Annotated in this window: 22 protein-coding genes, 5 tRNA genes and 1 pseudogene; 15 read left to right on the top strand and 13 right to left on the bottom strand. The window is 63.1% G+C overall.

Going from position 1 to position 23367, the window contains the following annotated elements; translation table 11 throughout:
* The first annotated feature begins 268 nt into the window (after nt 1–268).
* Nucleotides 269–658, top strand: coding sequence for a hypothetical protein (locus AC0Z2B_RS06080; RefSeq protein WP_416426927.1), 390 nt, complete (start codon nt 269–271; stop codon nt 656–658).
* 31 nt (nt 659–689) lie between these two features.
* Here the strand turns inward: AC0Z2B_RS06080 and AC0Z2B_RS06075 are convergent.
* From AC0Z2B_RS06075 to AC0Z2B_RS06065, 3 genes are all read right to left on the bottom strand, one after another.
* Nucleotides 690–765, bottom strand: a tRNA-Thr gene (locus tag AC0Z2B_RS06075).
* A gap of 125 nt (nt 766–890) precedes the next feature.
* Nucleotides 891–1316, bottom strand: coding sequence for a pilin (locus tag AC0Z2B_RS06070; RefSeq protein ID WP_476295586.1), 426 nt, complete (start codon nt 1314–1316; stop codon nt 891–893).
* A 188-nt stretch (nt 1317–1504) separates the two neighbouring features.
* Entirely contained in the window at nt 1505–1927 is a 423-nt protein-coding gene (locus tag AC0Z2B_RS06065) for a pilin (protein WP_476295584.1), read from the bottom strand.
* A 228-nt stretch (nt 1928–2155) separates the two neighbouring features.
* On the opposite strand from AC0Z2B_RS06065, the gene pilB reads away from it, so the two are divergent.
* The 5 genes from pilB to yacG are packed head-to-tail and all read left to right on the top strand — an operon-like array spanning nt 2156 to nt 6777.
* On the top strand, nt 2156–3856 hold the full coding sequence (gene pilB, locus AC0Z2B_RS06060) for a type IV-A pilus assembly ATPase PilB (RefSeq protein WP_476295582.1): 1701 nt from the start codon (nt 2156–2158) through the stop codon (nt 3854–3856).
* Nucleotides 3857–3859: 3 nt separating this feature from the next.
* On the top strand, nt 3860–5083 hold the full coding sequence (locus tag AC0Z2B_RS06055; RefSeq protein ID WP_476295581.1) for a type II secretion system F family protein: 1224 nt from the start codon (nt 3860–3862) through the stop codon (nt 5081–5083).
* 1 nt (nt 5084) lies between these two features.
* On the top strand, nt 5085–5954 hold the full coding sequence (locus AC0Z2B_RS06050) for a prepilin peptidase (protein ID WP_476295580.1): 870 nt from the start codon (nt 5085–5087) through the stop codon (nt 5952–5954).
* Nucleotides 5954–6577 (top strand): dephospho-CoA kinase, encoded by a 624-nt coding sequence (coaE, locus tag AC0Z2B_RS06045; RefSeq protein WP_008371538.1) that lies wholly within the window; start codon nt 5954–5956, stop codon nt 6575–6577. The genes AC0Z2B_RS06050 and coaE overlap by 1 nt, the downstream gene beginning before the upstream one ends.
* Entirely contained in the window at nt 6574–6777 is a 204-nt protein-coding gene (gene yacG / locus AC0Z2B_RS06040; protein ID WP_416426934.1) for a DNA gyrase inhibitor YacG, read from the top strand. The genes coaE and yacG overlap by 4 nt, the downstream gene beginning before the upstream one ends.
* 129 nt (nt 6778–6906) lie before the next feature.
* Here the strand turns inward: yacG and AC0Z2B_RS06035 are convergent, their stop codons facing one another.
* Nucleotides 6907–7584 carry an energy-coupling factor ABC transporter permease gene (locus AC0Z2B_RS06035; protein WP_473004500.1) on the bottom strand — a complete coding sequence of 226 codons (678 nt, stop codon included), beginning with the start codon at nt 7582–7584 and terminating at the stop codon, nt 6907–6909.
* Complete coding sequence (locus AC0Z2B_RS06030; protein ID WP_008371544.1) at nt 7581–8048, bottom strand: hypothetical protein; 468 nt, start codon at nt 8046–8048, stop codon at nt 7581–7583. The genes AC0Z2B_RS06035 and AC0Z2B_RS06030 overlap by 4 nt, the downstream gene beginning before the upstream one ends.
* 111 nt (nt 8049–8159) lie before the next feature.
* Between AC0Z2B_RS06030 and AC0Z2B_RS06025 the strand changes: the two genes are divergently transcribed.
* From AC0Z2B_RS06025 to hutC, 5 genes are all read left to right on the top strand, one after another.
* Nucleotides 8160–8789, top strand: a complete 630-nt coding sequence (locus AC0Z2B_RS06025) for a DUF1780 domain-containing protein (RefSeq protein WP_476295578.1) — start codon at nt 8160–8162, stop codon at nt 8787–8789.
* A gap of 120 nt (nt 8790–8909) precedes the next feature.
* Nucleotides 8910–9083 (top strand): DUF3094 domain-containing protein, encoded by a 174-nt coding sequence (locus tag AC0Z2B_RS06020; RefSeq protein ID WP_476295577.1) that lies wholly within the window; start codon nt 8910–8912, stop codon nt 9081–9083.
* Nucleotides 9084–9146: 63 nt separating this feature from the next.
* Nucleotides 9147–10442, top strand: coding sequence for an NAD(P)/FAD-dependent oxidoreductase (locus AC0Z2B_RS06015; RefSeq protein ID WP_416426938.1), 1296 nt, complete (start codon nt 9147–9149; stop codon nt 10440–10442).
* Between the two features lie 224 nt (nt 10443–10666).
* Nucleotides 10667–12202: a histidine ammonia-lyase gene (hutH, locus tag AC0Z2B_RS06010; protein ID WP_476295575.1), complete on the top strand. Its 1536-nt coding sequence runs from the start codon at nt 10667–10669 to the stop codon at nt 12200–12202.
* Complete coding sequence (gene hutC, locus AC0Z2B_RS06005; protein ID WP_416426940.1) at nt 12199–12921, top strand: histidine utilization repressor; 723 nt, start codon at nt 12199–12201, stop codon at nt 12919–12921. The genes hutH and hutC overlap by 4 nt, the downstream gene beginning before the upstream one ends.
* Nucleotides 12922–13092: 171 nt before the next feature.
* On the opposite strand, the gene AC0Z2B_RS06000 is transcribed toward hutC, so the two are convergent.
* From AC0Z2B_RS06000 to rluD, 7 genes are all read right to left on the bottom strand, one after another.
* Nucleotides 13093–13169 (bottom strand) — tRNA-Pro (locus tag AC0Z2B_RS06000).
* Between the two features lie 96 nt (nt 13170–13265).
* Nucleotides 13266–13341: transfer RNA gene (locus tag AC0Z2B_RS05995), tRNA-Lys, on the bottom strand.
* A gap of 5 nt (nt 13342–13346) precedes the next feature.
* Nucleotides 13347–13423: transfer RNA gene (locus AC0Z2B_RS05990), tRNA-Pro, on the bottom strand.
* Between the two features lie 10 nt (nt 13424–13433).
* A tRNA-Asn gene (locus AC0Z2B_RS05985) sits at nt 13434–13509 on the bottom strand.
* Nucleotides 13510–13925: 416 nt separating this feature from the next.
* Nucleotides 13926–16490: an ATP-dependent chaperone ClpB gene (gene clpB, locus AC0Z2B_RS05980; protein WP_416426941.1), complete on the bottom strand. Its 2565-nt coding sequence runs from the start codon at nt 16488–16490 to the stop codon at nt 13926–13928.
* Between the two features lie 246 nt (nt 16491–16736).
* Entirely contained in the window at nt 16737–17477 is a 741-nt protein-coding gene (pgeF, locus tag AC0Z2B_RS05975; protein ID WP_476295574.1) for a peptidoglycan editing factor PgeF, read from the bottom strand.
* Nucleotides 17474–18436, bottom strand: a complete 963-nt coding sequence (rluD, locus tag AC0Z2B_RS05970) for a 23S rRNA pseudouridine(1911/1915/1917) synthase RluD (protein ID WP_416426943.1) — start codon at nt 18434–18436, stop codon at nt 17474–17476. Before rluD ends, pgeF begins: the two co-directional genes overlap by 4 nt.
* 149 nt (nt 18437–18585) lie before the next feature.
* Here rluD and AC0Z2B_RS05965 point away from each other — a divergent pair, with 149 nt between their 5' ends.
* The 4 genes from AC0Z2B_RS05965 (at nt 18586) to AC0Z2B_RS05950 (ending at nt 23049) form a co-directional block, all read left to right on the top strand.
* On the top strand, nt 18586–19611 hold the full coding sequence (locus AC0Z2B_RS05965) for an outer membrane protein assembly factor BamD (protein ID WP_476295573.1): 1026 nt from the start codon (nt 18586–18588) through the stop codon (nt 19609–19611).
* A gap of 279 nt (nt 19612–19890) precedes the next feature.
* Nucleotides 19891–20124 (top strand): PP0621 family protein, encoded by a 234-nt coding sequence (locus AC0Z2B_RS05960; RefSeq protein WP_416426945.1) that lies wholly within the window; start codon nt 19891–19893, stop codon nt 20122–20124.
* On the top strand, nt 20114–21706 hold the full coding sequence (locus AC0Z2B_RS05955; protein ID WP_416426946.1) for a sensor histidine kinase: 1593 nt from the start codon (nt 20114–20116) through the stop codon (nt 21704–21706). The genes AC0Z2B_RS05960 and AC0Z2B_RS05955 overlap by 11 nt, the downstream gene beginning before the upstream one ends.
* Nucleotides 21707–21708: 2 nt before the next feature.
* Nucleotides 21709–23049, top strand: a complete 1341-nt coding sequence (locus AC0Z2B_RS05950) for a sigma-54-dependent transcriptional regulator (RefSeq protein ID WP_476295572.1) — start codon at nt 21709–21711, stop codon at nt 23047–23049.
* 189 nt (nt 23050–23238) lie between these two features.
* Here the strand turns inward: AC0Z2B_RS05950 and AC0Z2B_RS05945 are convergent.
* Nucleotides 23239–23367, bottom strand: a pseudogene (locus AC0Z2B_RS05945) (IS110 family transposase); the annotation flags it as partial.

Here is a 23367-nt window from a genome sequence, read left to right as displayed (position 1 = left end):
ACGTGGGTAGTGTTGCAGCTGGAGCACTTGGCCATCATCGCATTTGACTAACGTCCGGCGCGCAATTTTCTTCAATCAACTCGATAGCAATGCCAATGCATTGCCGAACCGCGCGCGCCCTGATTAGTTCCGAAAACATGCAGAACCGTTGCGCATCACCGCCTCGCGCCCTATCGCCAATCAACATAGCCCCGCCCCTTCCCCTGACTAAGCTGGAATATGCAAATCTCCCCTCAGTGGGCCCTCCAGCCAATACAGGTACTTCACCATGAAAGGGATCTGCTTGACCGCCCTGGTCATCCTGCTCGCCGGCTGCGCCATGCACGACGAACGCACCAACGACCCCCGCGACCCTTCGGCCAACGCCATGGACCTCAAGGGCGACGCCATCAGCAGCGCACTGGTAGGCCGCCCGCACCGCGGCATCAACCGTGACGGCCAACCCTACAGCGAGACCTTCCAGGCCGATGGCACCGCCGTGCTCAGCATGGGCGGCACCGGGCCGCAGAAAGGCAGCTGGCAAGTGACCGAAAGCACCCTGTGCGTGAACTACGCGGCGTATGGCAACAAGTGCAACAACGTGAAGGCGGATGACCAGTGGATCTGGTTGATTGATACCACGAACATGACCACGAACAATCGCATATCGCGGCATTGAGGGAGGAAGGTGCGGGTGACGCGGGGGGAGATGGTGCCGGGGATAGGAATCGAACCTACGACCTTCGCGTTACGAGTGCGCTGCTCTACCGACTGAGCTACACCGGCATTGGGACGGACGATAAACTTAGCACTGTTGCCCCGGTTACAACAACAACCGTAAAACTCAAGACGTCTGACAGCCACCGCCTGCCCCTGAGGGGCAGGCGGTGGCTGCCGTGCAGTCTAATTAATTAGTTATGCACATACCCGTTGTTGACGCAGGCGCCGCTGTAAGCCCAGCTAAGAGTACCGTTGGCTGGGGTCGGTGTAAGAGCACAAGTGTCAGTCGCGACAATACCTTTGTAGGCGTTAGGCGTCGCGTTGATGACGGCAGTAGTGGCGGTGATGGTAATGGTGGCAAGTGCACCAGTCGCCTTGGCGCTCGGCAGGGTCAATGCCAGTGCTGCAGCAGTATCGCAACCAGCCAGTGCCGAGTTTTCGTTATAGCAGATGCTGATCGCAGTCTTGACCGGAGCCATGCCGTCGATAACTTCAGAGTAAGCGGCTTTCTTCACATAGTTCTGGTAGGCAGGGAGTGCCACGGCGGCCAGAATACCGATGATCGCGACCACGATCATCAATTCAATCAGGGTGAAACCTTTTTGCATGCTTTTCATAATTTATCCCCAAGGGTAGTGGTCACCGGCATCGTTTGACGGCTGCCTGAAGATGCTGAAGCACACGCCGTGCCAGAAGAAATCACCCGCTACTTATGGCACTTCAAGTTTGCCGGCCCAACCCTGGAGCCTCTGTTTCTCGCACAAAGTGACAATAATTGTCACACCCCCGTATAAACACCCGACTATCAATTGCGCACGTATCCGAGGTCAAGGCATGGCCCACTGTACGCCCAGACCAACACCCCGCCCGAAAGGCTTGGCGTCAAGGTGCAGGTTTCGGTTGCCTGCAGGCCGCGATAAGCATTGGGCGTGGCGACAATGGCTGCGGACGTTGCCGTCACGGCTACGCTATTCAGTGCCCCCGTGGCCTGGGAGGTCAGAGCCAGGCCCAACTTGGCTGCCGTATCACAGCTCCCCAGGGCAGCGTTTACCTGATAGCACTGGCCGACCGCTGCTTTCACCGGCTCCAGGCCAGCGACGACCTCAGCGTAGGCAGCCCGCTTGATGAATTGCTGGTACGCCGGCAGCGCTATGGCTGCCAGCAGCCCGATAATAGCGACCACGATCATCAATTCGATCAGCGTAAAACCCTTGCTCGTCCCTTTCATTCCCTACCCTTGACTCGCTTATTAATCCCGAGTGACAGGCGCACACGGACGTCTCTTCCACTTGAGCCTGATAACGGATCAGCACGGTACGTGCCATCGCTGCTTGCAGTACCACGGTTTTCTCGCGTCCGGGCCCTCCATGAAAAATTCTGACTCACAAGACGATGCCGTTTGGCACCTAGCCTCTACTAGGCTATAAAACACGCAATAGATGTGTCCGGTGCCCAAATGAACGATATCGCCCTTTCTGGCCTGGCCAAGCAATTGGTCCAGGCTGAACTGCTCACTGACAAAAGTGCTCAGCAAGCGCTTCAGCAATCACAACGCAATAAGATCCCGCTTGTACACTTCCTGGTACAAAATAAGCTGGTAAAGAGTCGTGAGATTGCAGAAGTAGCATCCGAACAGTTTGGCGTGGCGCTGCTCGACCTCTCGATGCTGGACAAGGAATCCCAACCAAAAGGGCTGGTTAGCGAAAGGCTGATTCGCCAGCATCACGCCTTGCCACTGTGGCGACGAGCGAACAAATTGTTCGTGGGTTTGTCGGACCCTACCAATCACCAGGCGATCACCGACATTCAGTTCAGCACGGGCCTGACGACAGAAGCCATTCTGGTTGAAGATGACAAGTTGATGGATGCCATCGACAAGTTTTTCGACAACGGCAACACCGGCCTGGAAGAGCTGGACGATGTAGATCTCGAAGGCCTGGATGTCGAATCGGTAGACACCAACAAGAACGAGCCCATTGCCGGCCAGGATGCTGACGACGCCCCAGTGGTGCGTTTCGTCAACAAGATGCTGCTGGACGCCATTCGCGGTGGCTCTTCCGACCTGCACTTCGAACCATACGAGAAAATCTACCGCGTACGCCTGAGGACCGATGGGATGCTGCGGGAAGTGGCCAGGCCGCCGATCAACCTTGCCGGGCGCATCGCAGCACGTCTGAAAGTCATGGCCAGCCTGGATATCTCCGAGCGCCGCAAGCCTCAGGACGGCCGCATCAAAATGCGCATTTCGAAGAACAAAGCCATCGATTTCCGGGTCAACACCCTCCCCACCCTGTGGGGCGAAAAGATCGTGATGCGTATTCTCGATCCGTCCAGCGCCCAGATGGGCATCGACGCGCTGGGCTACGAACCGGAGCAGAAGGAACTGTACCTGCAAGCGCTGCGTCAACCCCAGGGCATGATTCTTGTCACGGGCCCCACCGGCTCTGGCAAGACCGTCTCGCTCTACACTGGGCTCAATATTCTCAATACGGTTGATATCAACATTTCCACGGCTGAAGACCCGGTGGAGATCAACATGGAAGGTATCAACCAGGTCAACGTAAACCCCAGGCAGGGGCTGGACTTTGCCCAGGCGCTACGTTCATTCCTGCGCCAGGACCCGGATGTGATCATGGTCGGGGAGATCCGCGATCTTGAAACAGCCGAGATCGCTATCAAGGCAGCCCAGACGGGTCACTTGGTCTTGTCCACCCTGCACACCAACAGTGCGGCGGAAACCTTGACTCGACTGCAGAACATGGGGGTTGCCGGATTCAACATTGCCACCTCCGTCAACTTGATCATTGCGCAGCGGTTGGCACGGAAGTTGTGTGTGCACTGCAAGAAAGAAGCGGACATCCCGCGCGAGGCCCTGCTCAAGGAAGGCTTCCCGGAAGACAAGATCGGCACGTTCAGCATTTACGAACCTGTTGGATGCGACCAGTGCAACGGTGGCTACAAGGGGCGCCAGGGTATCTACGAGGTCGTTCGCAACACCCCTGAACTGCAGCGCTTGATCATGGAGGAAGGCAACTCCATAGAAATTGGCGAGCAGGCCAGGAAAGATGGTTTCAATGATCTTCGCACCTCGGGCCTGATCAAGGTCATGCAGGGTGTGACCAGCCTCGAAGAAGTCAACCGCGTTACCAAGGACTGATCCATGGCGGCCAAACCGGCAACAGCAAAAATCAACGTGTATTCATGGGAGGGGGCGGACCGCAAGGGCGCGAAGGTCACCGGCGAACTGACCGCTCCCAACCTGCCGTTGGTCAGGGCCCAGCTGCGCAAGCAAGGTATCACGCCCACCAAGATCAAGAAGAAAACCGGGTCGATATTTGGCAAGGGCAAGCGCATCAAACCCTTGGACATCGCCATGTTCACCCGGCAAATGGCGACCATGATGAAGGCCGGCGTGCCGTTGCTACAGTCGTTCGAGATCATTGCCGAGGGCTCGGAAAACCCTAACATGCGCAAACTCATCGATGACGTAAAAACGGATGTCGCCTCGGGCAACAGCTTCGCCTCGGCGCTGCGGAAAAAACCTGAATACTTCGATGAGCTGTATTGCAACCTGGTGGATGCCGGCGAACAGGCAGGCGCATTGGAAACACTGCTGGATCGCGTGGCCACCTACAAGGAAAAAACCGAACAGCTCAAGGCGAAGATCAAAAAAGCAATGAGCTACCCAATCGCGGTAGTCGTGGTGGCGATCGTCGTCACCGGTATTTTGCTGATCAAAGTCGTGCCGCAGTTCAAGATGGTTTTTGAAGGCTTTGGCGCAGAGCTTCCCGCCTTCACGTTGATGGTCGTCGGGTTATCCAATGTGGTCCAGTCATGGTGGTACATCATTTTGGGCATCGCCATTGCCCTGGTATTTACCTTCCGCCATTTCCACAAGACCAACCAGCGTTTCCACGACTTCATTGACCGTCTGCTGCTGAAGGTGCCTGTTATCGGCCAGCTCCTGTACAAGTCCGCGGTGGCTCGGTACGCGCGAACGCTTTCAACGACATTTGCTGCGGGTGTGCCATTGGTGGAAGCGTTGGACTCCGTCGCCGGCGCAACCGGCAATATCGTGTTCAAAACCGCCGTGAATCGAATCAAACAGGATGTATCTAGCGGCACCCAACTCAATGTTTCCATGCGCACTACTGCGACGTTCCCAAGCCTGGCTATCCAGATGACGGCGATTGGAGAGGAGTCTGGCGCCCTGGACACAATGCTCGACAAGGTCGCCAGCTACTACGAAGCGGAAGTCGACAATCTGGTCGATAGCCTTACCAGCCTCATGGAACCGATGATCATGGCAGTCCTGGGTATTCTGGTCGGCGGGCTCGTCATCGCCATGTACCTCCCCATCTTCCAACTCGGCAACGTCGTCTAACATGCCCCTATCCGAATACCTGGCCACCTCCCCCGTGGCCTTCACCCTCTGCGCCCTGATCCTGGGCCTCGTAGTGGGCAGTTTCCTCAACGTCATCATCCACCGCCTGCCGAAAATGATGGAGCGCGACTGGAAAGCCCAGGCCCGCGATATCCTCGGCTTGCCGGCCGAGCCCCAGGGCCCGCGCTACAACCTGATGCTCCCTGCCTCGGCCTGCCCGCACTGCCAGCACAAGATCCGCGCCTGGGAAAACATCCCCGTGGTCAGCTGGCTGGCACTGAGGGGCCAATGCAGCCAGTGCAACGCGCCCATCAGCAAGCGCTACCCGCTGGTGGAGCTGGCCAGCGGCCTGTTGAGCGCGTTCGTTGCCTGGCATTTCGGCTTTGGCTGGGCCGCCGGGGCGATGATGCTGCTGACTTGGGGCCTGCTGGCCATGAGCATGATCGATGCCGATCATCAGTTGCTGCCCGATGCGCTGGTGTTGCCGCTGCTGTGGCTGGGGCTGATCCTCAATGCCTACGGCATTTTCACCAGCCTGAGCGACGCACTGTGGGGCGCGGTGGCCGGGTACCTGGCGCTGTGGCTGGTGTTCTGGCTGTTCAAGCTGGTGACCGGTAAGGAGGGCATGGGCCATGGCGACTTCAAGCTGCTGGCGATGCTCGGCGCCTGGGGTGGCTGGCAGGTGCTGCCGCTGACCATCCTGCTGTCGTCGCTGGTGGGCGCCATTCTCGGGGTGATCCTGCTGCGCCTGCGCAACGCCGCGCACAGCACGCCGATCCCTTTCGGGCCGTATCTGGCCATTGCGGGCTGGATCGCATTGCTGTGGGGTGGTCAAATAACCGCTTCCTACATGCAGTTTGCTGGTTTCTGATGACTACAGCTTCTTCGACGCCCTGGATCCTGGGCCTTACCGGCGGTATCGGCAGCGGCAAGAGTGCCGCCGCCGAGCGCTTCGCCGAGCTGGGCGTGCACGTGGTGGACGCCGACCAGGCGTCGCGCTGGGTGGTCGAGCCGGGGCGCCCGGCGCTGGCCGAGATTGCCCGGCACTTCGGGCCCGGGGTGTTGCAGGCCGATGGCACGCTGGACCGCGCGGCGCTACGCCGGCTGATTTTCGAGGACGCCGAGCAGCGGCGCTGGCTGGAAGGCCTGTTGCACCCGCTGATTGCCACCGAGATTGCCCAGGCGCTGGCCAGGGGCACTTCGCCCTACGCGGTGTTCGTCTCGCCGCTGATGGTGGAGTCAGGGCAGTACCGGCTGGCCCAGCGCCTGCTGGTGATCGATGTGCCCCAGGCGTTGCAGATCGAGCGTACCCTGCGCCGTGACAACACCAGCCTTGAGCAGGTGCAGGCCATCCTCAAGGCCCAGGCCACCCGCGAGGAACGCCTGCGCCACGCCGATGATGTGCTGGTCAATGACCGCGACCTGGGCGCCTTGCGCGCCGAAGTCGAGCGGCTGCATGATTTTTACCTGACGTTGACTGGAGGCCAATCATGAGCCAACCCCTGACCGTACAATGCCCTACTTGCGGGGCGCCGGTGGAATGGACCGCGGCCACCCCAACCCGGCCGTTCTGTTCCGACCGTTGCAAGCTGATCGACCTGGGCGCCTGGGCCGCCGAGGAACACAAGATCCCGGTGGCGCCGGACGCCGAGGATGAGCTGTTCTCGGGCGACCTGCCCCACAGCGAGCACTGATATACCCCTGTAGCCGCTGCCGTAGGCTGCGCTGGCCTCGTGCCCCACTGTAGATTTTCAGGGTTCACACCGGCCAGCGCAGCCTGGCGGCAGCGGCTACAGAGCTCCTCGCGCCATCCGGGGGGGGCATCACTCATCCTTCCACGGCGCCGCCAGGTACCGCGTGCGGTTAAAGGTTTCCAGCCACTCGGGGCAGAACACCACCAGCGCCGTGACGATCACCCCGTTGATGAACGCCTCGGGAAAGATCACCAGCCACAGGTAGCCGACAAAGTCCCAGATCCACTCCGGCAGCGCGAAGCGCCCGTCCAGCCACAACAGCCCCAGGCCGGCGAACACGCAAAGCAACGCCGCCAACGCGGCAGGAAAGAACCCTGAGCAGAAGATGTAGACGAAGGGATTCTTCGGCTGCGCGCGCTCGACCAGCACGGCACAGACTTCGGTCACCAGCACCGGCAGGCCGATCAGCAGCAGGCCGTTGATGCCGGCGGCCAGCAGGTCCTGGCGCCCCAGCAGCACCAGGCCCATCTGCGCGGCCAGGCCGCCGAGCAGCGCCAGCGGCCAGTCCAGCAGCAAGGTCACGGCGGTCATGCCGATGAAATGGTAGGACACCCCGGTGTCGAAATCGCGCCGCACCAGCCACAGCAGGAACAGCGCCAGCACCGTACCGAACAGCAGGTGCTGGCGGCGGCTGTCACTGAACAGTTCAACCCAGGGTGCGCGCCAGGCAGCCCAGCCCAACACCGGTATATACAGGCACCAGCCCACGCTTAGCGTCGCGCCGGACAGCACCTGCGCGCTGATCATTTTTGCGCCTGTTCCAACGCCGTCTTCAACGCAGCGGCGTCGGTGAACGCGTGCTGGGCCACCACCCGCTGGTGGTCCAGTTCCAGCCACAGCACCGAGTCATCGGCCACGCCGTAGTTGGGGGCGATGCGGCCTTCGCGGTCGAGCACCACGCGGTAGTCGTAGGAACGCATGGACGGCAGCGCGAACATCCTGGCAATCAAGGCCGGCATGCGCTGGATGTCCGCCAGGAACACCGCCTTGCGCCCTTCCAGGTAGCCCTTGGGCTGGCCTTGCAGCGCGGCGTTGACCAGCTTGGCGCCGCCCATGTCGCGGGCCACCAGCAAAATGCGCGCGTCTTCGTTGAGGCTGTAGGGCGCGTCGAACTGGTCCAGCAGCGTCCACGGCGGCAACCGTTCACCCACCTCCAAGGCCATGGCCCAGCAGGGCAGCAGGCTGAGCAGCAACAGGGTCCAGAACTTCATGTGCAGGTTCCTCTGGCGAATGTGCTTGTTGGCAGTTTACACCCCACACCGTGACACAGCGTGTGCAAGTCATTCACGGCAAAGCGCATTTGACCCGCTAAGCTTGTGTGCATGGATGACTCAGATTACCTGCGCCTGCTTACCATCCAGGCCGAACAAGCCAATGCGTTCCTGTCCAATGCCCGCAAATGGGAGCGCGAGCGTTGGGTGTGCCAGCGCCTGCTACAAGGCCTGAACATTCCGTACCGCGCCGAGGAATTCAACCCGGCCGGCCAGGAGCCGCCGGACGTGCTGTTCCGCGACGCCAGTTTCGAGGTGTTTTTCGTGCTGGACGAGGGCCGGCGCCTGAATGACGAGTGGCGCGAGGAGCTGCAACGGCGCCGCAGCGCCTTTTCCCTGGCCCAGCTGGTGCGCCGTGAGGCCCGGCCCAAGCGCATCGGCGCGCCGGAACTGCTGCAGCGCCTGGCCCCCACCCTGCGCAAGAAGTCGCACAACTACAAGGAACGCGGGCTGGACCCGGGCGAGCTGGACATCATTGCCTTCGCCAGCCTGAAGCGCGAGGTGCTGGACCTCAACAGCCATTTCCCGCCGCCTACCGAGTACCTGCGCCAGGGCTGGCGCTCGCTGTCGCTGGTGGGCCCGACCTTCGCCCGGGTGCTGTTCGCCCATCCGGATGCGCCGGACTTCCTGCGCAGCAACCTGGGGCGCAGCATTGTGTTTGATGTGGGGATCAGCCTCTAGAACGCGCGGGGGCCGGACGCAGCCTGCGGCAGCTGCTACGGGGTTGGAATGGTTGTATGATTTGCGTTGGGAACACTGTACTTTTCCTACAGTCAGAAGCGTCTACCTTGCGAGGCCATGATGAGCAGCCGTCTGAATCCCGAAGATCAGCAACGCGTGGATCACTACCTGCAGCTGCCCCAGCACAAAGTCGAGCGCCGGCCCTTTCGGCCGTGGATGCTCCTGGTGCTGACGGTAGCCATCACCATCGGCCTTGGCCTGTTGAGCCGCCTGATCAGTTACCTGGTGCTTTGAGCTGCCTTGCGCTCGCCCTTCCCACTGACCTACAGAATTCCGTAAACCTTATGAGTACTTTGAATGACACATCGTATCGTGATTGTCGGCGGCGGCGCCGGCGGCCTGGAGTTGGCGACCCGCCTGGGTAAGACCCTGGGCAAGCGTGGCACCGCCAGCGTGACCCTGGTCGACGCCAACCTGACGCACATCTGGAAACCGCTGCTGCACGAAGTGGCCGCCGGCTCCTTGAACTCCTCGGAAGACGAGCTGAACTACGTGGCCCAGGCCAAGTGGAACCACTTCGAGTTCCAGCTGGGGCGCATGAGCGGCCTGGACCGTGCCGCCAAACAGATCCAGCTCGCCGCCACCATCGACGAGAACGGCTTGGAGCTGCTGCCTGCGCGCACCCTGGGCTATGACAGCCTGGTGATTTCGGTGGGCAGCACCACCAACGACTTCGGCACCCTGGGCGCAGCGCAGAACTGCCTGTTCCTGGACACCCGCAAGCAGGCCGAGCGCTTCCACCAGCAGCTGCTCAACCACTACCTGCGCGCCCACGCGCACAGCGACCTGGACAGCCAGATCAGCGTCGCCATCGTCGGTGCCGGCGCCACTGGCGTGGAGCTGGCCGCCGAGCTGCACCACGCGGCGCACGAGCTGGCGGCCTATGGCCTGGACAAGATCAAGCCGGAAAACATGCGCATCACCCTGATCGAAGCCGGCCCGCGGGTGCTGCCTGCCCTGCCGGAGCGTATCGGCGGGCCGGTGCACAAGACCCTGGAAAAACTCGGCGTTACCGTGCTGACCAACGCCTCGGTCAGCGAAGTGGGCCCCGACAGCCTGAAGACCGCCGACGGCAAGGTCATCCCCGCCAGCCTGAAAGTCTGGGCGGCAGGCATCCGCGCGCCGGCGTTCCTCAAGGACATCGACGGCCTGGAGACCAACCGCATCAACCAGCTGCAAGTGCTGCCGACCCTGCAGACCACCCGCGACGAGAACATCTTCGCCTTCGGTGACTGCGCGGCCTGCCCGCAGAAAGGCACCGACCGCAACGTGCCACCGCGCGCCCAGGCGGCCCACCAGCAGGCGTCCCTGCTGGCCAAGTCGCTGAAGCTGCGCATCGAGGGCAAGGAGCTGCCGGAATACACCTACAAGGACTACGGCTCGTTGATCTCGCTGTCGAAGTTCTCGGCGGTGGGCAACCTGATGGGTAACCTGACCGGCAGCGTCATGCTGGAAGGCTGGCTGGCGCGCATGTTCTACGTGTCGCTGTACCGCATGCACCAGATGGCGCTGTACGGCACCTTCAAGACCATGATGCTGATGCTGGGCAGCCGCATCGGCCGCGGCACCGAGCCGCGCCTGAAACTGCACTAACAGCCTCCGCAGTTACGTAGCCGCTGCCGCAGGCTGCACTGGCCCTGAGCCCCACTGAAAATCTCCAGTGAGGCATGGGGCCAGCGCAGCCTGCGGCAGCGGCTACGTCGTTTGTGGCGTATGGATTTGCGACAAGGTGCGCTTTACCGGCGACAGGGCTCTTGCTATACCTGTATATACAGGCTTATATAGCTACCCTCTCAACCTGACATCAGGACACCGCCATGCCCGCCACCCTGCAGATCCTGCCCGGCCATTTCGACCTCGACCAACTGCGCGCCATCTATCAGCACCAGGCTCCCTTCGAGCTCGACGCCTCGGCCCGGGATGTAGTGGCGGCCAGCGCCAACACCGTCAGCCAGATCATCGCCAACGAACGCACCGTCTACGGCATCAACACCGGCTTCGGCCTGCTGGCGCGCACCTCCATCGCCACCGACAAGCTGGCCAAGCTGCAGCGCAACCTGCTGCTGTCGCACTGCACCGGCACCGGCCCGCTGCTGGATGACGCCAGCGTCGGCCTGATCATGGCGCTCAAGGTGGCCTCCCTCGCCCGTGGTTTTTCCGGCGTACGCTGGGAGCTGATCGAGGCGCTGCGCCAGCTGTATGCGGCCAAGGTGTTCCCATGCATTCCTTCCCAGGGTTCGGTGGGCGCATCGGGTGACCTGGCGCCCCTGGCGCATATGTCGGCGGTGCTGATCGGGGTCGGTCGCGTGCGCCATGAAGGCCGTGAGATGGACGCGGTCGAGGGCCTGGCCATCGCCGGCATGACGCCGCTGGAGCTGGGCCCGAAGGAAGGCCTGGCGCTGATCAACGGCACCCAGGTGTCCACCGCCCTGGCCCTGCGCGGGCTGTTCGCCGCGGAAAAACTGTTCAGCGCCGCCGTGGTTGCCGGCAGCCTGACCGTGGAAGCGCTGAAGGGCTCGGCGGTGCCGTTCGACCCACGCATCCAGGCAGTACGTGGCCAGCCTGGGCAGATCGCCGCGGCAGCCTATTACCGCGACCTGTTGGGCGCCACCAGTGAGATCCGCCAGTCCCACGCCGACTGCAAGCGCGTGCAAGACCCTTATTCCCTACGCTGCCAGCCCCAGGTGATGGGCGCCTGCCTGGATCATATGCGCTTTGCCGCCGGGGTATTCCTGCGCGAAGCCAACGCCGTGTCCGACAACCCGCTGGTGTTCAGCGCCGACGGTGACGTGCTGTCGGGCGGCAACTTCCACGCCGAACCGGTGGCCATGGCCGCCGACGTGCTGGCCCTGGCCATCTCGGAAATCGGTGCGCTGTCCGAGCGCCGCACCGCGCAACTGGTGGACCCGGCGCTGTCCGGCCTGCCGGCTTTCCTGGTGCGCGAAGGCGGCCTGAAATCCGGGTTCATGATCGCCCAGGTCACCGCCGCCGCCCTGGCCTCGGAAAACAAGACCCTGGCCCACCCCGCCTCCATCGACAGCCTGCCCACTTCCGCCAACCAGGAAGACCACGTGTCCATGGCCACCTTCGCCGCCCGCCGCCTGCTGGACATGGCCGGCAACAGCAGCGCCGTGGTCGCCATCGAACTGCTGGGCGCAGCGCAGGGCATCGACCTGCTGGCACCGCTGCAGACCTCGCCAAAGCTCACCGAAGTCATGCACTTCATTCGCGAGGGCGTGGCCCACTACGACGAGGACCGCTACTTCGCCCCCGACATCGCCGCCGCCCGCAGCTGGGTGGAAGATGGCGTATTCGGCCGCTGGCTGGCCTTCGCCGAGCTGTACCAGGGATGAACACCCGGCCAGCCCAGGCGCTGTACCAACGCGCCAAGGACTTCGTGCTGGACAAGGTCCACGCCGGGCACTGGAAGCCCGGCGACCTGATTGCCTCGGAAAACCAGTTGGTGCAGACCCTGGGCATGTCGCGCATGACCGTCAACCGCGCCCTGCGCGAGCTGGCCGAGGAAGGCCGGCTGGTGCGGGTCAACGGCGTGGGCACCTTCGTGGCCGAGCCCAAGCCGCAGTCCAACCTGATGCGCATCAGCAACATCGGCGACGAGATTCTCGCCCGCGGCCACCGCTATGAATGCCGCATGCTGCACATGGGGCGTGAAGCCGCGTCTCTGCAGGTGGCGGCCGCCATGGGCCTGGCCACCGGCGCGTCGGTGTTTCACCTGCTGTGCGTGCACCTGGAGGAAGGGGTGCCGGTGCAGCTGGAAGATCGCTACGTGAATCCGGACCTGATCCCGCAGCTGCTGGCACAGGACTTTGGCGCCCAGCTGCAACCTGCCAGCTACCTGCTGCAGGTCATTCGCCCGGACGAGATGGAACACATCGTCGAAGCCGGGCACCCCAGCGAGGAGGAAGCGCGGCTGCTGCAGATGGAGATGGATGAGGCGTGCCTGGTGCTGCTGCGGCGCACGTGGAATGCGGAGCGGGCGGTGACCTATGTGAAGCTGACCCATCCATCTTCGCGGTATCGGCTAGGTAGCCGAATGACCGTCAAAGCCTGATACCCGTAGCCGCTGCCGCAGGCTGCGCTGGCCCTATGCCCCACTGGACTTTTTCAGCGCTCACAAGGGCCAGCGCAGCCTGGCGGCAGCGGCTACGGATCGTGTTTGGAGTCGGAGAAGTTTTTCAGGCATAAAAAAAGGCGTCCACGAGGGACGCCTTTTTTCTGAAGATGGTCGGGGTAAGGGGATTCGAACTCCTGACATCCTGCTCCCAAAGCAGGCGCGCTACCGGACTGCGCTATACCCCGGTACAAAAAAGGCACCCATAAGGCGCCTTTTTTGATGCCTTCCAGTGTTACCCGGAAGGGCTTTTAAGATCTGACCCAGCGAACTGGAATCAAAAATGGTGGGTCGTGTGGGACTCGAACCTACGACCAATTGGTTAAAAGCCAACTGCTCTACCAACTGAGCTAACGACCCAAAAATGGTCGGGGTAAGGGGATTCGAACTCCTGACATCCTGCTCCCAAAGCAGGCGCGCTACCGGACTGCGCTATACCCCGATATGAAATTTGGCTCCGTGACCAGGACTCGAACCTGGGACCCAATGATTAACAGTCATTTGCTCTACCGACTGAGCTATCACGGAACTATAAATTTCAGTACTGCAAGTTTCGAATCTGTATTCCTACCGCTTCGAACTCTTCGGCTTTCCCGTATCGCTACGTTAGTGCCTCTGAGGCGCGCTATTCTACAACCTTCAAAACCCTTGTCAACCCCTAATTTTCATTCAACTTACTGAATTTCAAACTATTTTCAGATCCCGGTGCAGCGTGGTGATCTGTGGGTTGCCGTTACAGCGAGGCGAACTTTACTCAACCTTTTTCAGAAATGCAAATAGAAACATGCATTTAGCTGCAATTTTTTTGAGGGTGCCGATTTTCCAGGGCCGAAACGCCGTAGCCGCTGCCGCAGGCTGCGCTGGCCCTATGGCACACCTGTAATTTCCCGGGTGTACTACAGGGCCAGCGCAGCCTGGCGGCAACGGCTACAGAGACTAAACCATCAGGCGAAGACGATTTCGTCGTCCGCGACGCTGGCGGTAATGGTCGTGCCCGGCAGGAACTGCCCGGACAGAATCAACTGCGCCAACGGGTTCTCGATCCAGCGCTGGATCGCGCGCTTCAGCGGCCGCGCGCCATACACCGGGTCGTAACCCACGGCAATCAGCTTGTCCAACGCCTCTTCGCTCAGCTCCAGGTTCAGCTCGCGCTCGGCCAGGCGGCGGCGCAGGCGGCCGAGCTGGATCTGCGTGATGCCGGCGATCTGGTCGCGGGCCAGCGGCTCGAACACCACCACCTCGTCGATACGGTTGATGAACTCCGGCCGGAAGTGCGAGCTTACCGCGTCCATCACTGCAGCACGCTGGGCCTCGCGGTCCCCCACCAGCTCCTGGATCTGCGCGGAGCCCAGGTTGGAGGTCATCACGATCACGGTGTTGCGAAAGTCCACGGTACGGCCCTGGTTGTCGGTCAGGCGGCCGTCGTCCAGCACCTGCAGCAGCACGTTGAACACGTCCGGGTGAGCCTTCTCCACCTCGTCCAGCAACACCACCGAGTACGGCCGGCGGCGCACGGCTTCGGTCAGGTAGCCGCCCTCTTCATAACCGACGTAGCCCGGCGGTGCACCGATCAGGCGAGCCACGGAATGTTTCTCCATGAACTCGGACATGTCGATACGCACCATGGCCTCCTCGGTGTCGAACAGGAACTCGGCCAGGGCCTTGCACAACTCGGTCTTGCCCACGCCGGTTGGGCCCAGGAACATGAACGAGCCGCTGGGGCGATCCGGGTCCGCCAGGCCGGCACGGGAGCGGCGCACGGCGCTGGAAACCGCTTCCACGGCCTCGTTCTGGCCGATCACGCGCTTGTGCAGCAGGCTTTCCATCTTCAGCAACTTCTCGCGCTCGCCTTCGAGCATCTTCGCCACCGGAATGCCGGTCCACTTCGACACTACCTCGGCGATCTCTTCCTCGGTGACCTTGCTGCGCAGCAACTGGTTGTCGCTCTTGCCGTGCTGGTCGACCATCTGCAGGCTGCGCTCCAGGTCCGGGATCACCCCGTATTGCAACTCGGCCATGCGGCTCAGGTCGCCACGGCGACGGGCGGCTTCCAGTTCCTGGCGCGACTGTTCGATTTTCTGCTGGATCTGCGCCGAGCCCTGCACTTCGGCTTTCTCCGAGGTCCAGATCTCTTCCAGGTCGGCGTACTCACGCTCGACGCGGGCGATTTCCTCGGTCAGTTTCTCCAGGCGCTTGATCGCCGCTTCGTCGTCTTCTTTCTTCAGGGCCTGGGACTCGACCTTGAGTTGAATCAGGCGACGCTCCAGGCGGTCCAGCACCTCGGGCTTGGAGTCAATTTCCATGCGGATGCGGCTGGCGGCTTCGTCGATCAGGTCGATGGCCTTGTCCGGCAACTGGCGGTCGGTGATATAGCGATGGCTGAGCTTGGCCGCGGCAATGATCGCGCCGTCGGTGATCGCCACCTTGTGGTGCACCTCGTAGCGCTCTTTCAAGCCGCGCAGGATGGCGATGGTGTCTTCCTCGCTCGGCTCGTCCACCAGCACTTTCTGGAAGCGCCGCTCAAGGGCCGCGTCCTTCTCTATATATTGGCGGTACTCGTTGAGCGTGGTGGCGCCCACGCAGTGCAGCTCGCCACGGGCCAGGGCCGGCTTGAGCATGTTGCCGGCGTCCATGGAGCCCTCGCCCTTGCCGGCGCCGACCATGGTGTGCAGTTCGTCGATGAACAGAATGATCTGCCCTTCCTGCTTGGACAGGTCGTTGAGCACGCCTTTGAGGCGCTCTTCGAACTCGCCGCGGAACTTGGCACCGGCGATCAGCGCGCCCATGTCCAGGGACAGCAGGCGCTTGCCGCGCAGGCCGTCCGGCACTTCGCCGTTGATGATGCGCTGGGCCAGGCCCTCGACGATGGCGGTCTTGCCCACGCCCGGTTCGCCGATCAGCACGGGGTTGTTCTTGGTACGGCGCTGCAGCACCTGGATGGTGCGACGAATTTCGTCGTCACGGCCGATCACCGGATCCAGCTTGCCCTCTTCGGCGCGCTTGGTCAGGTCAACGGTGAATTTTTCCAGGGACTTGCGCGAGTCTTCGGCGTTGGCGTCATTCACCGCTTCGCCGCCGCGCAGGTTGGTAATGGCGTTCTCCAGGGCTTTCTTGCTAACGCCCTGGCCGAGCAGCAGCTTGCCCAGCTTGCTGTTCTCGTCCATGGCCGCCAGCAGCACCAGCTCGCTGGAGATGAACTGGTCGCCCTTCTGCTGCGCCAGGCGGTCGGCCTGGTTGAGCAGGCGCGCCAGGTCCTGGGACATGTTGACGTCGCCGGTAGGGTTCTGGATTTTCGGCAGGCGGTCGAGCTCCTTGCTCAATTCCTTACGCAGGCTGTTCACGTCGAAGCCCACCTGCATCAGCAGCGGCTTGATGGAACCGCCCTGCTGGTCGAGCAATGCCTGCATCAAATGCGCAGGCTCGATGGCCGGGTGGTCCATGCCCACCGCCAGGGATTGGGCATCGGACAGCGCCAACTGCAACTTGCTGGTCAAACGGTCTATACGCATATGTCACCTTCCTATAGGGGCAGGCCGGAGCGATGGACACACCTGATGAAGAAAAACCTGCCTGAGATACCGATATAGATGGGGGGCATTGTTCAAGATTCAAGCGGCAGGGGCTTGACCCACATCAATAACGCACACTACCCGTAGCCGCTGCCGAAGGCTGCGCTGGCCCCGTGCCTCGCTGAAGATTTTCAGGGTTCACACAGGCCAGCGCAGCCTTGCGGCAGCGGCTACGAAGTGTCGTGGTCAGGCGTTATCGAGCCAGATCAGCGACGCGAAGCGGCCGGTCTGCGGCGCACGCCGGTAGGAGAAGAAGCGTAGATCCTCGATGGTGCATTCACCACCGCCGTACACCGCGGTAATGCCCATGGCCGCCAGGCGCAGGCGCGCCAGGGCGTAGATATCGGCCATGAACTTGCCCGGCGCGGCGCCCGGCACGAAGGCTGCGGCGGTCTGCGGGTGGCTGGCCATGAAGATGTCGCGCACCTCGGCGCCCACCTCGAAGTTGCGCGGGCCGATGGCCGGGCCCAGCCAGACCAGGATCTCGCTGGCCGGCACCGCCAGGCTTTCCGCCGTGGCCTCCAGCACACCGGCGGCCAGCCCGCGCCAGCCGGCATGGGCGGCGCCCACGCGGGTGCCGGCGCGGTCGCAGAACAGCGCGGGCAGGCAGTCTGCGGTCATCACCGTGCAGGCGATACCGGCGGTGGCCGTCCAGCTGGCGTCCGCCTCGGCGATGACCGCCGGGTTGGCGTGCGCCACGTGGATGCCGTGCACCTGCTTGAGCCACGCTGGCTGGATGCCGAACGTGCGCGTCAGGCGCAGGCGGTTCTCGGCCACAGCCGCGGGCGCGTCGCCCACGTGGTCACCGAGGTTGAAATGCTCGAAAGGCGCGGCGCTGACGCCGCCCTCTCGCGTGGTGACGCAGGCCTTCACGTTGGCCGGTGCCGGCCAATCGGGGAAAATCAGGTCCTGCGTCAGGTCACTCATCCGACGAACGCCTCGCGGTCCTGCTTGAGCAGCGACAGCAGCCAGACGAAATCATCCGGCAGTGGCGATTCCCAGCTCATGCGCTGGCCGGTGGTGGGGTGTTCCAGCTCCAGGAAGCGCGCGTGCAGCGCCTGGCGCGGGAAGGTCTTCAGGGCATCGACCATGGTCGCGCTGGCGGCCGGCGGAATGCGGAAGCGCCCGCCGTAGGCCTGGTCACCCACCAACGGGAAGTTGATGTGCGACATGTGCACGCGGATCTGGTGGGTACGGCCGGTTTCCAGCTTGACCCGCACGTGGGTGTGCGAGCGGAAGCGCTCGAGCACGCGGTAGTGGCTGACGGCTGGCTTGCCGCCTTCCATGACCGCCATGCGCTGGCGCTGCTGGCCGTGGCGACCGATGGGGGCGTTGATCTTGCCCCCGGCGGTGACCACGCCGATGACGATGCACTCATAAATCCGACTGACGGTACGGCTTTGCAGCTGCGCGACCAGCTTGGTCTGCGCCTGGATGGTCTTGGCGACCACCATCAGGCCCGTGGTGTCCTTGTCCAGGCGGTGCACGATGCCGGCGCGCGGGACATTGATGATGTCCGGCACGTGGTGCAGCAAGGCGTTGAGCAGGGTGCCATCGGCGTGGCCAGCAGCCGGGTGCACCACCAGGCCCGCAGGCTTGTTGATGACCAGGATGTCGTCGTCCTCGTAGACGATGTCCAGCTCGATGTCCTGGGCGATCCACTCGCCCTGGGCTTCCTGTTCGGCGGAAAGGGCCAGGATGGCGCCGCCGTGAACGATGTCACGCGGGCGCAGCACGCCACCGTCCACGGTCAGGCGGCCTTCTTTGATCCAGGCGGAAAGGCGCGAGCGAGAGTGCTCGGCGAACAATTGTGCGGCGACTTGATCGAGGCGTTGGCCGCCCAATTCGGACGGTACCTCTGCGCTAAGTTGTATGATCTCGGACATGCTCGGACTGTGCGGCGGCACAGCCTTTGGTTTCGGCTGCACGCTTGTGGTTAAATACGGCGTCTTTTGCCCCGAGGCTTCCACGGGGCGCTCATCATAACAGGACGGTCACGCCCAAGACAGCGGCCGTCATAGGGACGCAAGCCGCCATGCAAGTGAAACACCTGCTGCTGATCGCCATCCTCGGACTCACGGCCGCCTGTTCGTCGAAGAAGGAAGTGGTCGACGAAAACCTGAGCGAAACCGAGCTGTACCAGCAGGCGCAGGCCGATCTGGACAACCACAGCTTCACTAGCGCCACCGCCAAGCTGAAGGCGCTGGACTCCCGCTATCCGTTCGGGCGCTACGCCGACCAGGCGCAGCTCGAGCTGATCTACGCCAACTACAAGAACTCCGAGCCTGAAGCGGCCAAGTCGGCTGCCGAGCGTTTCATTCGCCTGCACCCCCAGCACCCGAACGTCGACTACGCCTACTACCTCAAGGGCCTGACCTCGTTCGACCAGGACCGCGGCCTGCTGGCGCGCTTCCTGCCGCTGGACATGACCAAGCGTGACCCGGGTGCTGCCCGCGACTCCTACAACGAGTTCGCGCAGCTGACCAGCCGCTACCCCAACAGCCGCTACGCCCCAGACGCCAAGCAGCGCATGATCTACCTGCGCAACCTGCTGGCGGCCTACGAGATCCACGTGGCCGACTACTACCTGACCCGTCAGGCCTACGTCGCCGCCGCCAACCGTGGCCGCTACGTGGTGGAAAACTTCCAGGAAACCCCGTCCGTGGGTGACGGCCTGGCCGTGATGGTGGAAGCCTACCAGCGCATGGGCCTGGACGACCTGGCCGCTACCAGCCTGGAAACCCTGAAGCTGAACTACCCTGACCACCCGCAACTGGTGGACGGCAAGTTCGTGGCGCAACAGGCCGAGGCGGACAACCGCTCGTGGCTGACCAAGGCCACCCTGGGCCTGGTAGGCACCAGCGCACCGCTGCCACCGGGCGAGACCCGCGCCAACCAGGAGCTGACCAAACAGTTCCAGGACGACAAGGACGCCATCCCGCACGAGCTGCTGCCAAAGGACCAGGGCGGTACCGCCGACGAGCCGGCCAAGCCGGTGGACGACGCACCGAAGAAGAAGCGCGGCTTCTTCAGCTACCTGACCTTCGGCCTGTTCGACTGAGCAACGCCGCAGTAAAAAAAGAGGCCTTCGGGCCTCTTTTTTTGTATCCGCAGAAATATATTTCTCGCCCGGGCACCTGTAGCCACTGCCGCAGGCTGCGCTGGCCCTTTCATACACCAGATGCCCCATGGGTGTACTCGCGGACCAGCGCAGCCTGGCGGCAGCGGCTACAAAGCAGGCGCCATCAAAAAGATATCACCGCCGATACCCGGCACCGCTTGTCCCCTGCCCGGCCCGCTCCTACACTGCCGCATCTCCTTCACGTTTGAGCCGCTGAACATGATTCGCCTGATTTTCTGGATCGCCATTGTCTTCGCCATCCTGTGGCTGTGGCGCAAGATCAAGCCACGGCCCCAGGGCCCGGCCCGCACCGGCAACGACCAGCCGCTGCTGATGGTGCGCTGCGCCCACTGTGGCGTGCACCTGCCGCAGAACCGCGCGCTGGGCAACGGCCAGCAGTGGTATTGCAGCCAGGCCCACCTGGACCAGGGCCCGGCGCCACGTGAGCGCTGAGACCTTCCTGCCGGGCGGCCCCCAGGCGCGGCGCCTGCTGCGCCTGTACCACCTGTACCGCCTGACCATCGGCATCACCCTGATCCTGCTGATTTCCAGCAACATGGATGACAAGCTGCTGGAACTGGCCAACGGCGCCTGGTTCCGCACCGGCAGCTGGGCCTACCTGCTGTTCAACATTGCCGCCGTCATCCTTCTGGAAAAACTGCGCCCGCCGGGCCATGTGTTCGCCCTGGCGCTGCTCGACATCCTCATGCTCTCGGGGCTGTTCTACGCCGGTGGCGGCACGGGCAGCGGCATCGGCAACCTGATGATCGCCTCGGTGGCCATGAGCAACCTGCTGCTGCGCGGGCGCAACGGCCTGCTGATCGCCGCGCTGGGCAGCATCGGCATCATCTACCTGACCTTTTACCTGAACTTCCTGCGCCCCAACTCCGCCACCAACTACGTGCAGGCCAGCACGCTGGGGGTGCTGTGCTTCGCCGTGGCGCTGATGGTGCAGGCCCTGACGCGGCTGCTGCGGGTCAGCGAGAGCCTGGCCGAACAACGCGCCAGCGACGTGACCAACCTGGAAGAGCTCAACGCGCTGATCCTGCAGCGCATGCGCACCGGCATCCTGGTGCTGGATACGGTCAACCGCGTGCAACTGGCCAACGAAGGCGCGCTCAAGCTGATCGGCCAGTTCAACCTGGGCGGCCAGCTGATCACCGCCTACTCGCCGGAGCTGGTGGAGCGCCTGCTGCAGTGGCGCACCAACCCTACCCTGCGCCTGCGCAGCCTGAAGTTCACGCCCACCGGCCCGTCGGTGCAGCCCAGCTTCATCGCCCTGCGCCGCGGCGAGCAACAGCAGACCCTGGTGTTCCTCGAAGACCTCTCGCAGGTCGCCCAACAGGCCCAGCAACTCAAGCTGGCGGCCCTGGGCCGGCTGACTGCGGGTATCGCCCATGAGATCCGCAACCCGCTGGGGGCCATCAGCCACGCCGGCCAGTTGCTACAGGAGTCGGAAAACCTCGACCCCGCCGACCTGCGCCTGACCGAGATCATCAAGGACCAGTCCAAGCGGATGAACCTGATCATCGAGAACGTGCTGCAGCTGTCCCGGCGCCGCCAGGCCGAGCCCGAACCGCTGGACCTGCGGGCGTTCCTCGAGCGCTTCCTCGCCGACTTCCGCACCACCGCCACGCCGCGCCAGGCCCTGCACCTGTACGTCACCGACGGGCCGATCGAGACCCGCATGGACCCGCACCACCTGACCCAGGTGCTCAGCAACCTGGTGGAAAACGGCCTGCGCTACAGCGCCCACGCCCATGGCCAGGCCCAGGTGTGGCTGAACCTGTTCGTCGACCCGACCAACGGCCTGCCGATTCTCGACGTGCTGGATGATGGCCCGGGGTTTTCAGCCGATCAACTGCAACACATCTTCGAACCTTTCTTCACCACCGAAACCAAAGGAACAGGATTGGGCCTCTACATTTCCCGTGAACTGTGCGAAAGCAACCAGGCGCACCTAGACTACAAGCCACGTGAACGCGGCGGCAGTTGCCTGCGTATCACGTTCGCCCATGCACGGAAGCTGAGTTGAACATGAGCCAACGGCAAAAGATCCTGATCGTCGACGATGAGCCGGATATCCGCGAACTCCTGGAAATCACCCTGGGCCGGATGAAACTCGACACGCGCAGCGCGCGCAACGTCAAGGAAGCCCGCGAGCTGCTGGGCCGCGAGCCGTTCGACCTGTGCCTGACCGACATGCGCCTGCCCGATGGCACCGGCCTTGAGCTGGTGCAACATATCCAGCAACGCTTTCCCCAGCTGCCGGTGGCGATGATCACCGCCTACGGCAGCCTCGACACCGCCATCAACGCCCTCAAGGCCGGCGCCTTCGACTTCCTGACCAAGCCCGTGGACCTGGCGCGCCTGCGCGAGCTGGTGGCCAGCGCCCTGCGCCTGCAAGGCCCGGCCGGCAGCGAGCAGAGCATCGACGACCGCTTGCTGGGTGACTCGCCGCCGATGCTGGCGATGCGCAAGCAGATCGGCCGGCTGGCGCGCAGCCAGGCGCCGGTGTACATCAGTGGCGAGTCGGGCAGCGGCAAGGAGTTGGTCGCGCGGCTGATCCACGAACAGGGCCCGCGCGCCGAACTGCCGTTCGTGCCGGTGAACTGCGGCGCCATTCCCTCGGAGCTGATGGAGAGCGAGTTCTTCGGCCACCGCAAAGGCAGCTTCACCGGCGCCGTGGAAGACAAGCCGGGGCTGTTCCAGGCCTCCAACGGTGGCACGCTGTTTCTCGATGAGGTCGCCGACCTGCCGCTGGCCATGCAGGTGAAACTGTTGCGCGCCATCCAGGAGAAGGCGGTGCGCAGCATCGGCGGCCAGAGTGAAGTGGTGGTGGACGTGCGCATCCTCTGCGCCACCCACAAGGACCTGAACGCCGAAGTGGCGGCCGGGCGTTTCCGCCAGGACCTCTACTACCGCCTCAACGTCATCGAACTGCGCGTGCCTTCCTTGCGCGAACGCCGCGAAGACATCGCCCTGCTGGCGACCCGCGTGCTCAAGCGCCTGGCCCACGGCAGCGGCCTGCCCCCGGCACAACTGAGCCCGGCGGCGCTGGAAACCCTGAAAGGCTACCGTTTCCCCGGCAACGTGCGCGAACTGGAGAACATGCTCGAACGCGCCTACACCCTGTGCGAGAACGAGCGCATCGAGCCCAGCGACCTGCGCCTGAGCGAATCGGCACCGACCACCGAAGGCGGCCTGCCCGACCTGACCAACGTCGACAACCTGGAAGACTTCCTCGAGAACATCGAGCGCAAGCTGATCCTGCAAGCCCTGGAAGAAACCCGCTGGAACCGCACGGCAGCGGCGCAACGGCTGAGCCTGTCGTTCCGGTCGATGCGTTACCGGTTGAAGAAGCTGGGCCTGGAGTAATCGAAGCGCCCCATCCTACGCGACCTACCTGGAACTACGCGGTGCCCGTGACGCGGCCTGCGGCCGCTGCTACGGGGACACCGCCGGCCGCGGGCCCACGCGACCTGCCTGGAACTACGCGGTGCCCGTGACGCGACCTGCGGCCGCTGCTACAGGGACGTCGTAGCAGCAACTGTCTTGCCCAGTTATTTATGCCCGCCATGCTGTGCCGTCGCGCAGCATGGCGTTGAGCCGGATCAGCAGCACTCGCATGCACGCCACAAGAGCGACTTTCGCGCTCTTGCCTTTGCCACATAGCCCTTCATACCGCGCCTTAAA

Source organism: Pseudomonas sp. GYB4201, from assembly GCF_056312595.1.
Note: the sequence above shows the minus strand (reverse complement) of the source record. Positions and strands in the feature narration are given on the sequence as shown.

What these genes read in the sequence shown, in the direction of transcription:
- AC0Z2B_RS06070 (WP_476295586.1), bottom strand. Translation starts at nt 1,316, where the DNA reads ATGAAAAGCATGCAAAAAGGTTTCACCCTGATTGAATTGATGATCGTG.
- AC0Z2B_RS06050 (WP_476295580.1), top strand. Translation starts at nt 5,085, where the DNA reads ATGCCCCTATCCGAATACCTGGCCACCTCCCCCGTGGCCTTCACCCTC.
- AC0Z2B_RS06035 (WP_473004500.1), bottom strand. Translation starts at nt 7,584, where the DNA reads ATGATCAGCGCGCAGGTGCTGTCCGGCGCGACGCTAAGCGTGGGCTGG.
- hutH (WP_476295575.1), top strand. Translation starts at nt 10,667, where the DNA reads ATGCCCGCCACCCTGCAGATCCTGCCCGGCCATTTCGACCTCGACCAA.
- AC0Z2B_RS06020 (WP_476295577.1), top strand. Translation starts at nt 8,910, where the DNA reads ATGAGCAGCCGTCTGAATCCCGAAGATCAGCAACGCGTGGATCACTAC.
- AC0Z2B_RS06065 (WP_476295584.1), bottom strand. Translation starts at nt 1,927, where the DNA reads ATGAAAGGGACGAGCAAGGGTTTTACGCTGATCGAATTGATGATCGTG.
- AC0Z2B_RS05965 (WP_476295573.1), top strand. Translation starts at nt 18,586, where the DNA reads ATGCAAGTGAAACACCTGCTGCTGATCGCCATCCTCGGACTCACGGCC.
- rluD (WP_416426943.1), bottom strand. Translation starts at nt 18,436, where the DNA reads ATGTCCGAGATCATACAACTTAGCGCAGAGGTACCGTCCGAATTGGGC.
- pgeF (WP_476295574.1), bottom strand. Translation starts at nt 17,477, where the DNA reads ATGAGTGACCTGACGCAGGACCTGATTTTCCCCGATTGGCCGGCACCG.
- coaE (WP_008371538.1), top strand. Translation starts at nt 5,954, where the DNA reads ATGACTACAGCTTCTTCGACGCCCTGGATCCTGGGCCTTACCGGCGGT.
- AC0Z2B_RS06025 (WP_476295578.1), top strand. Translation starts at nt 8,160, where the DNA reads ATGGATGACTCAGATTACCTGCGCCTGCTTACCATCCAGGCCGAACAA.
- hutC (WP_416426940.1), top strand. Translation starts at nt 12,199, where the DNA reads ATGAACACCCGGCCAGCCCAGGCGCTGTACCAACGCGCCAAGGACTTC.
- AC0Z2B_RS06055 (WP_476295581.1), top strand. Translation starts at nt 3,860, where the DNA reads ATGGCGGCCAAACCGGCAACAGCAAAAATCAACGTGTATTCATGGGAG.
- AC0Z2B_RS06080 (WP_416426927.1), top strand. Translation starts at nt 269, where the DNA reads ATGAAAGGGATCTGCTTGACCGCCCTGGTCATCCTGCTCGCCGGCTGC.
- yacG (WP_416426934.1), top strand. Translation starts at nt 6,574, where the DNA reads ATGAGCCAACCCCTGACCGTACAATGCCCTACTTGCGGGGCGCCGGTG.
- pilB (WP_476295582.1), top strand. Translation starts at nt 2,156, where the DNA reads ATGAACGATATCGCCCTTTCTGGCCTGGCCAAGCAATTGGTCCAGGCT.
- AC0Z2B_RS06030 (WP_008371544.1), bottom strand. Translation starts at nt 8,048, where the DNA reads ATGAAGTTCTGGACCCTGTTGCTGCTCAGCCTGCTGCCCTGCTGGGCC.
- clpB (WP_416426941.1), bottom strand. Translation starts at nt 16,490, where the DNA reads ATGCGTATAGACCGTTTGACCAGCAAGTTGCAGTTGGCGCTGTCCGAT.
- AC0Z2B_RS06015 (WP_416426938.1), top strand. Translation starts at nt 9,147, where the DNA reads ATGACACATCGTATCGTGATTGTCGGCGGCGGCGCCGGCGGCCTGGAG.
- AC0Z2B_RS05950 (WP_476295572.1), top strand. Translation starts at nt 21,709, where the DNA reads ATGAGCCAACGGCAAAAGATCCTGATCGTCGACGATGAGCCGGATATC.
- AC0Z2B_RS05960 (WP_416426945.1), top strand. Translation starts at nt 19,891, where the DNA reads ATGATTCGCCTGATTTTCTGGATCGCCATTGTCTTCGCCATCCTGTGG.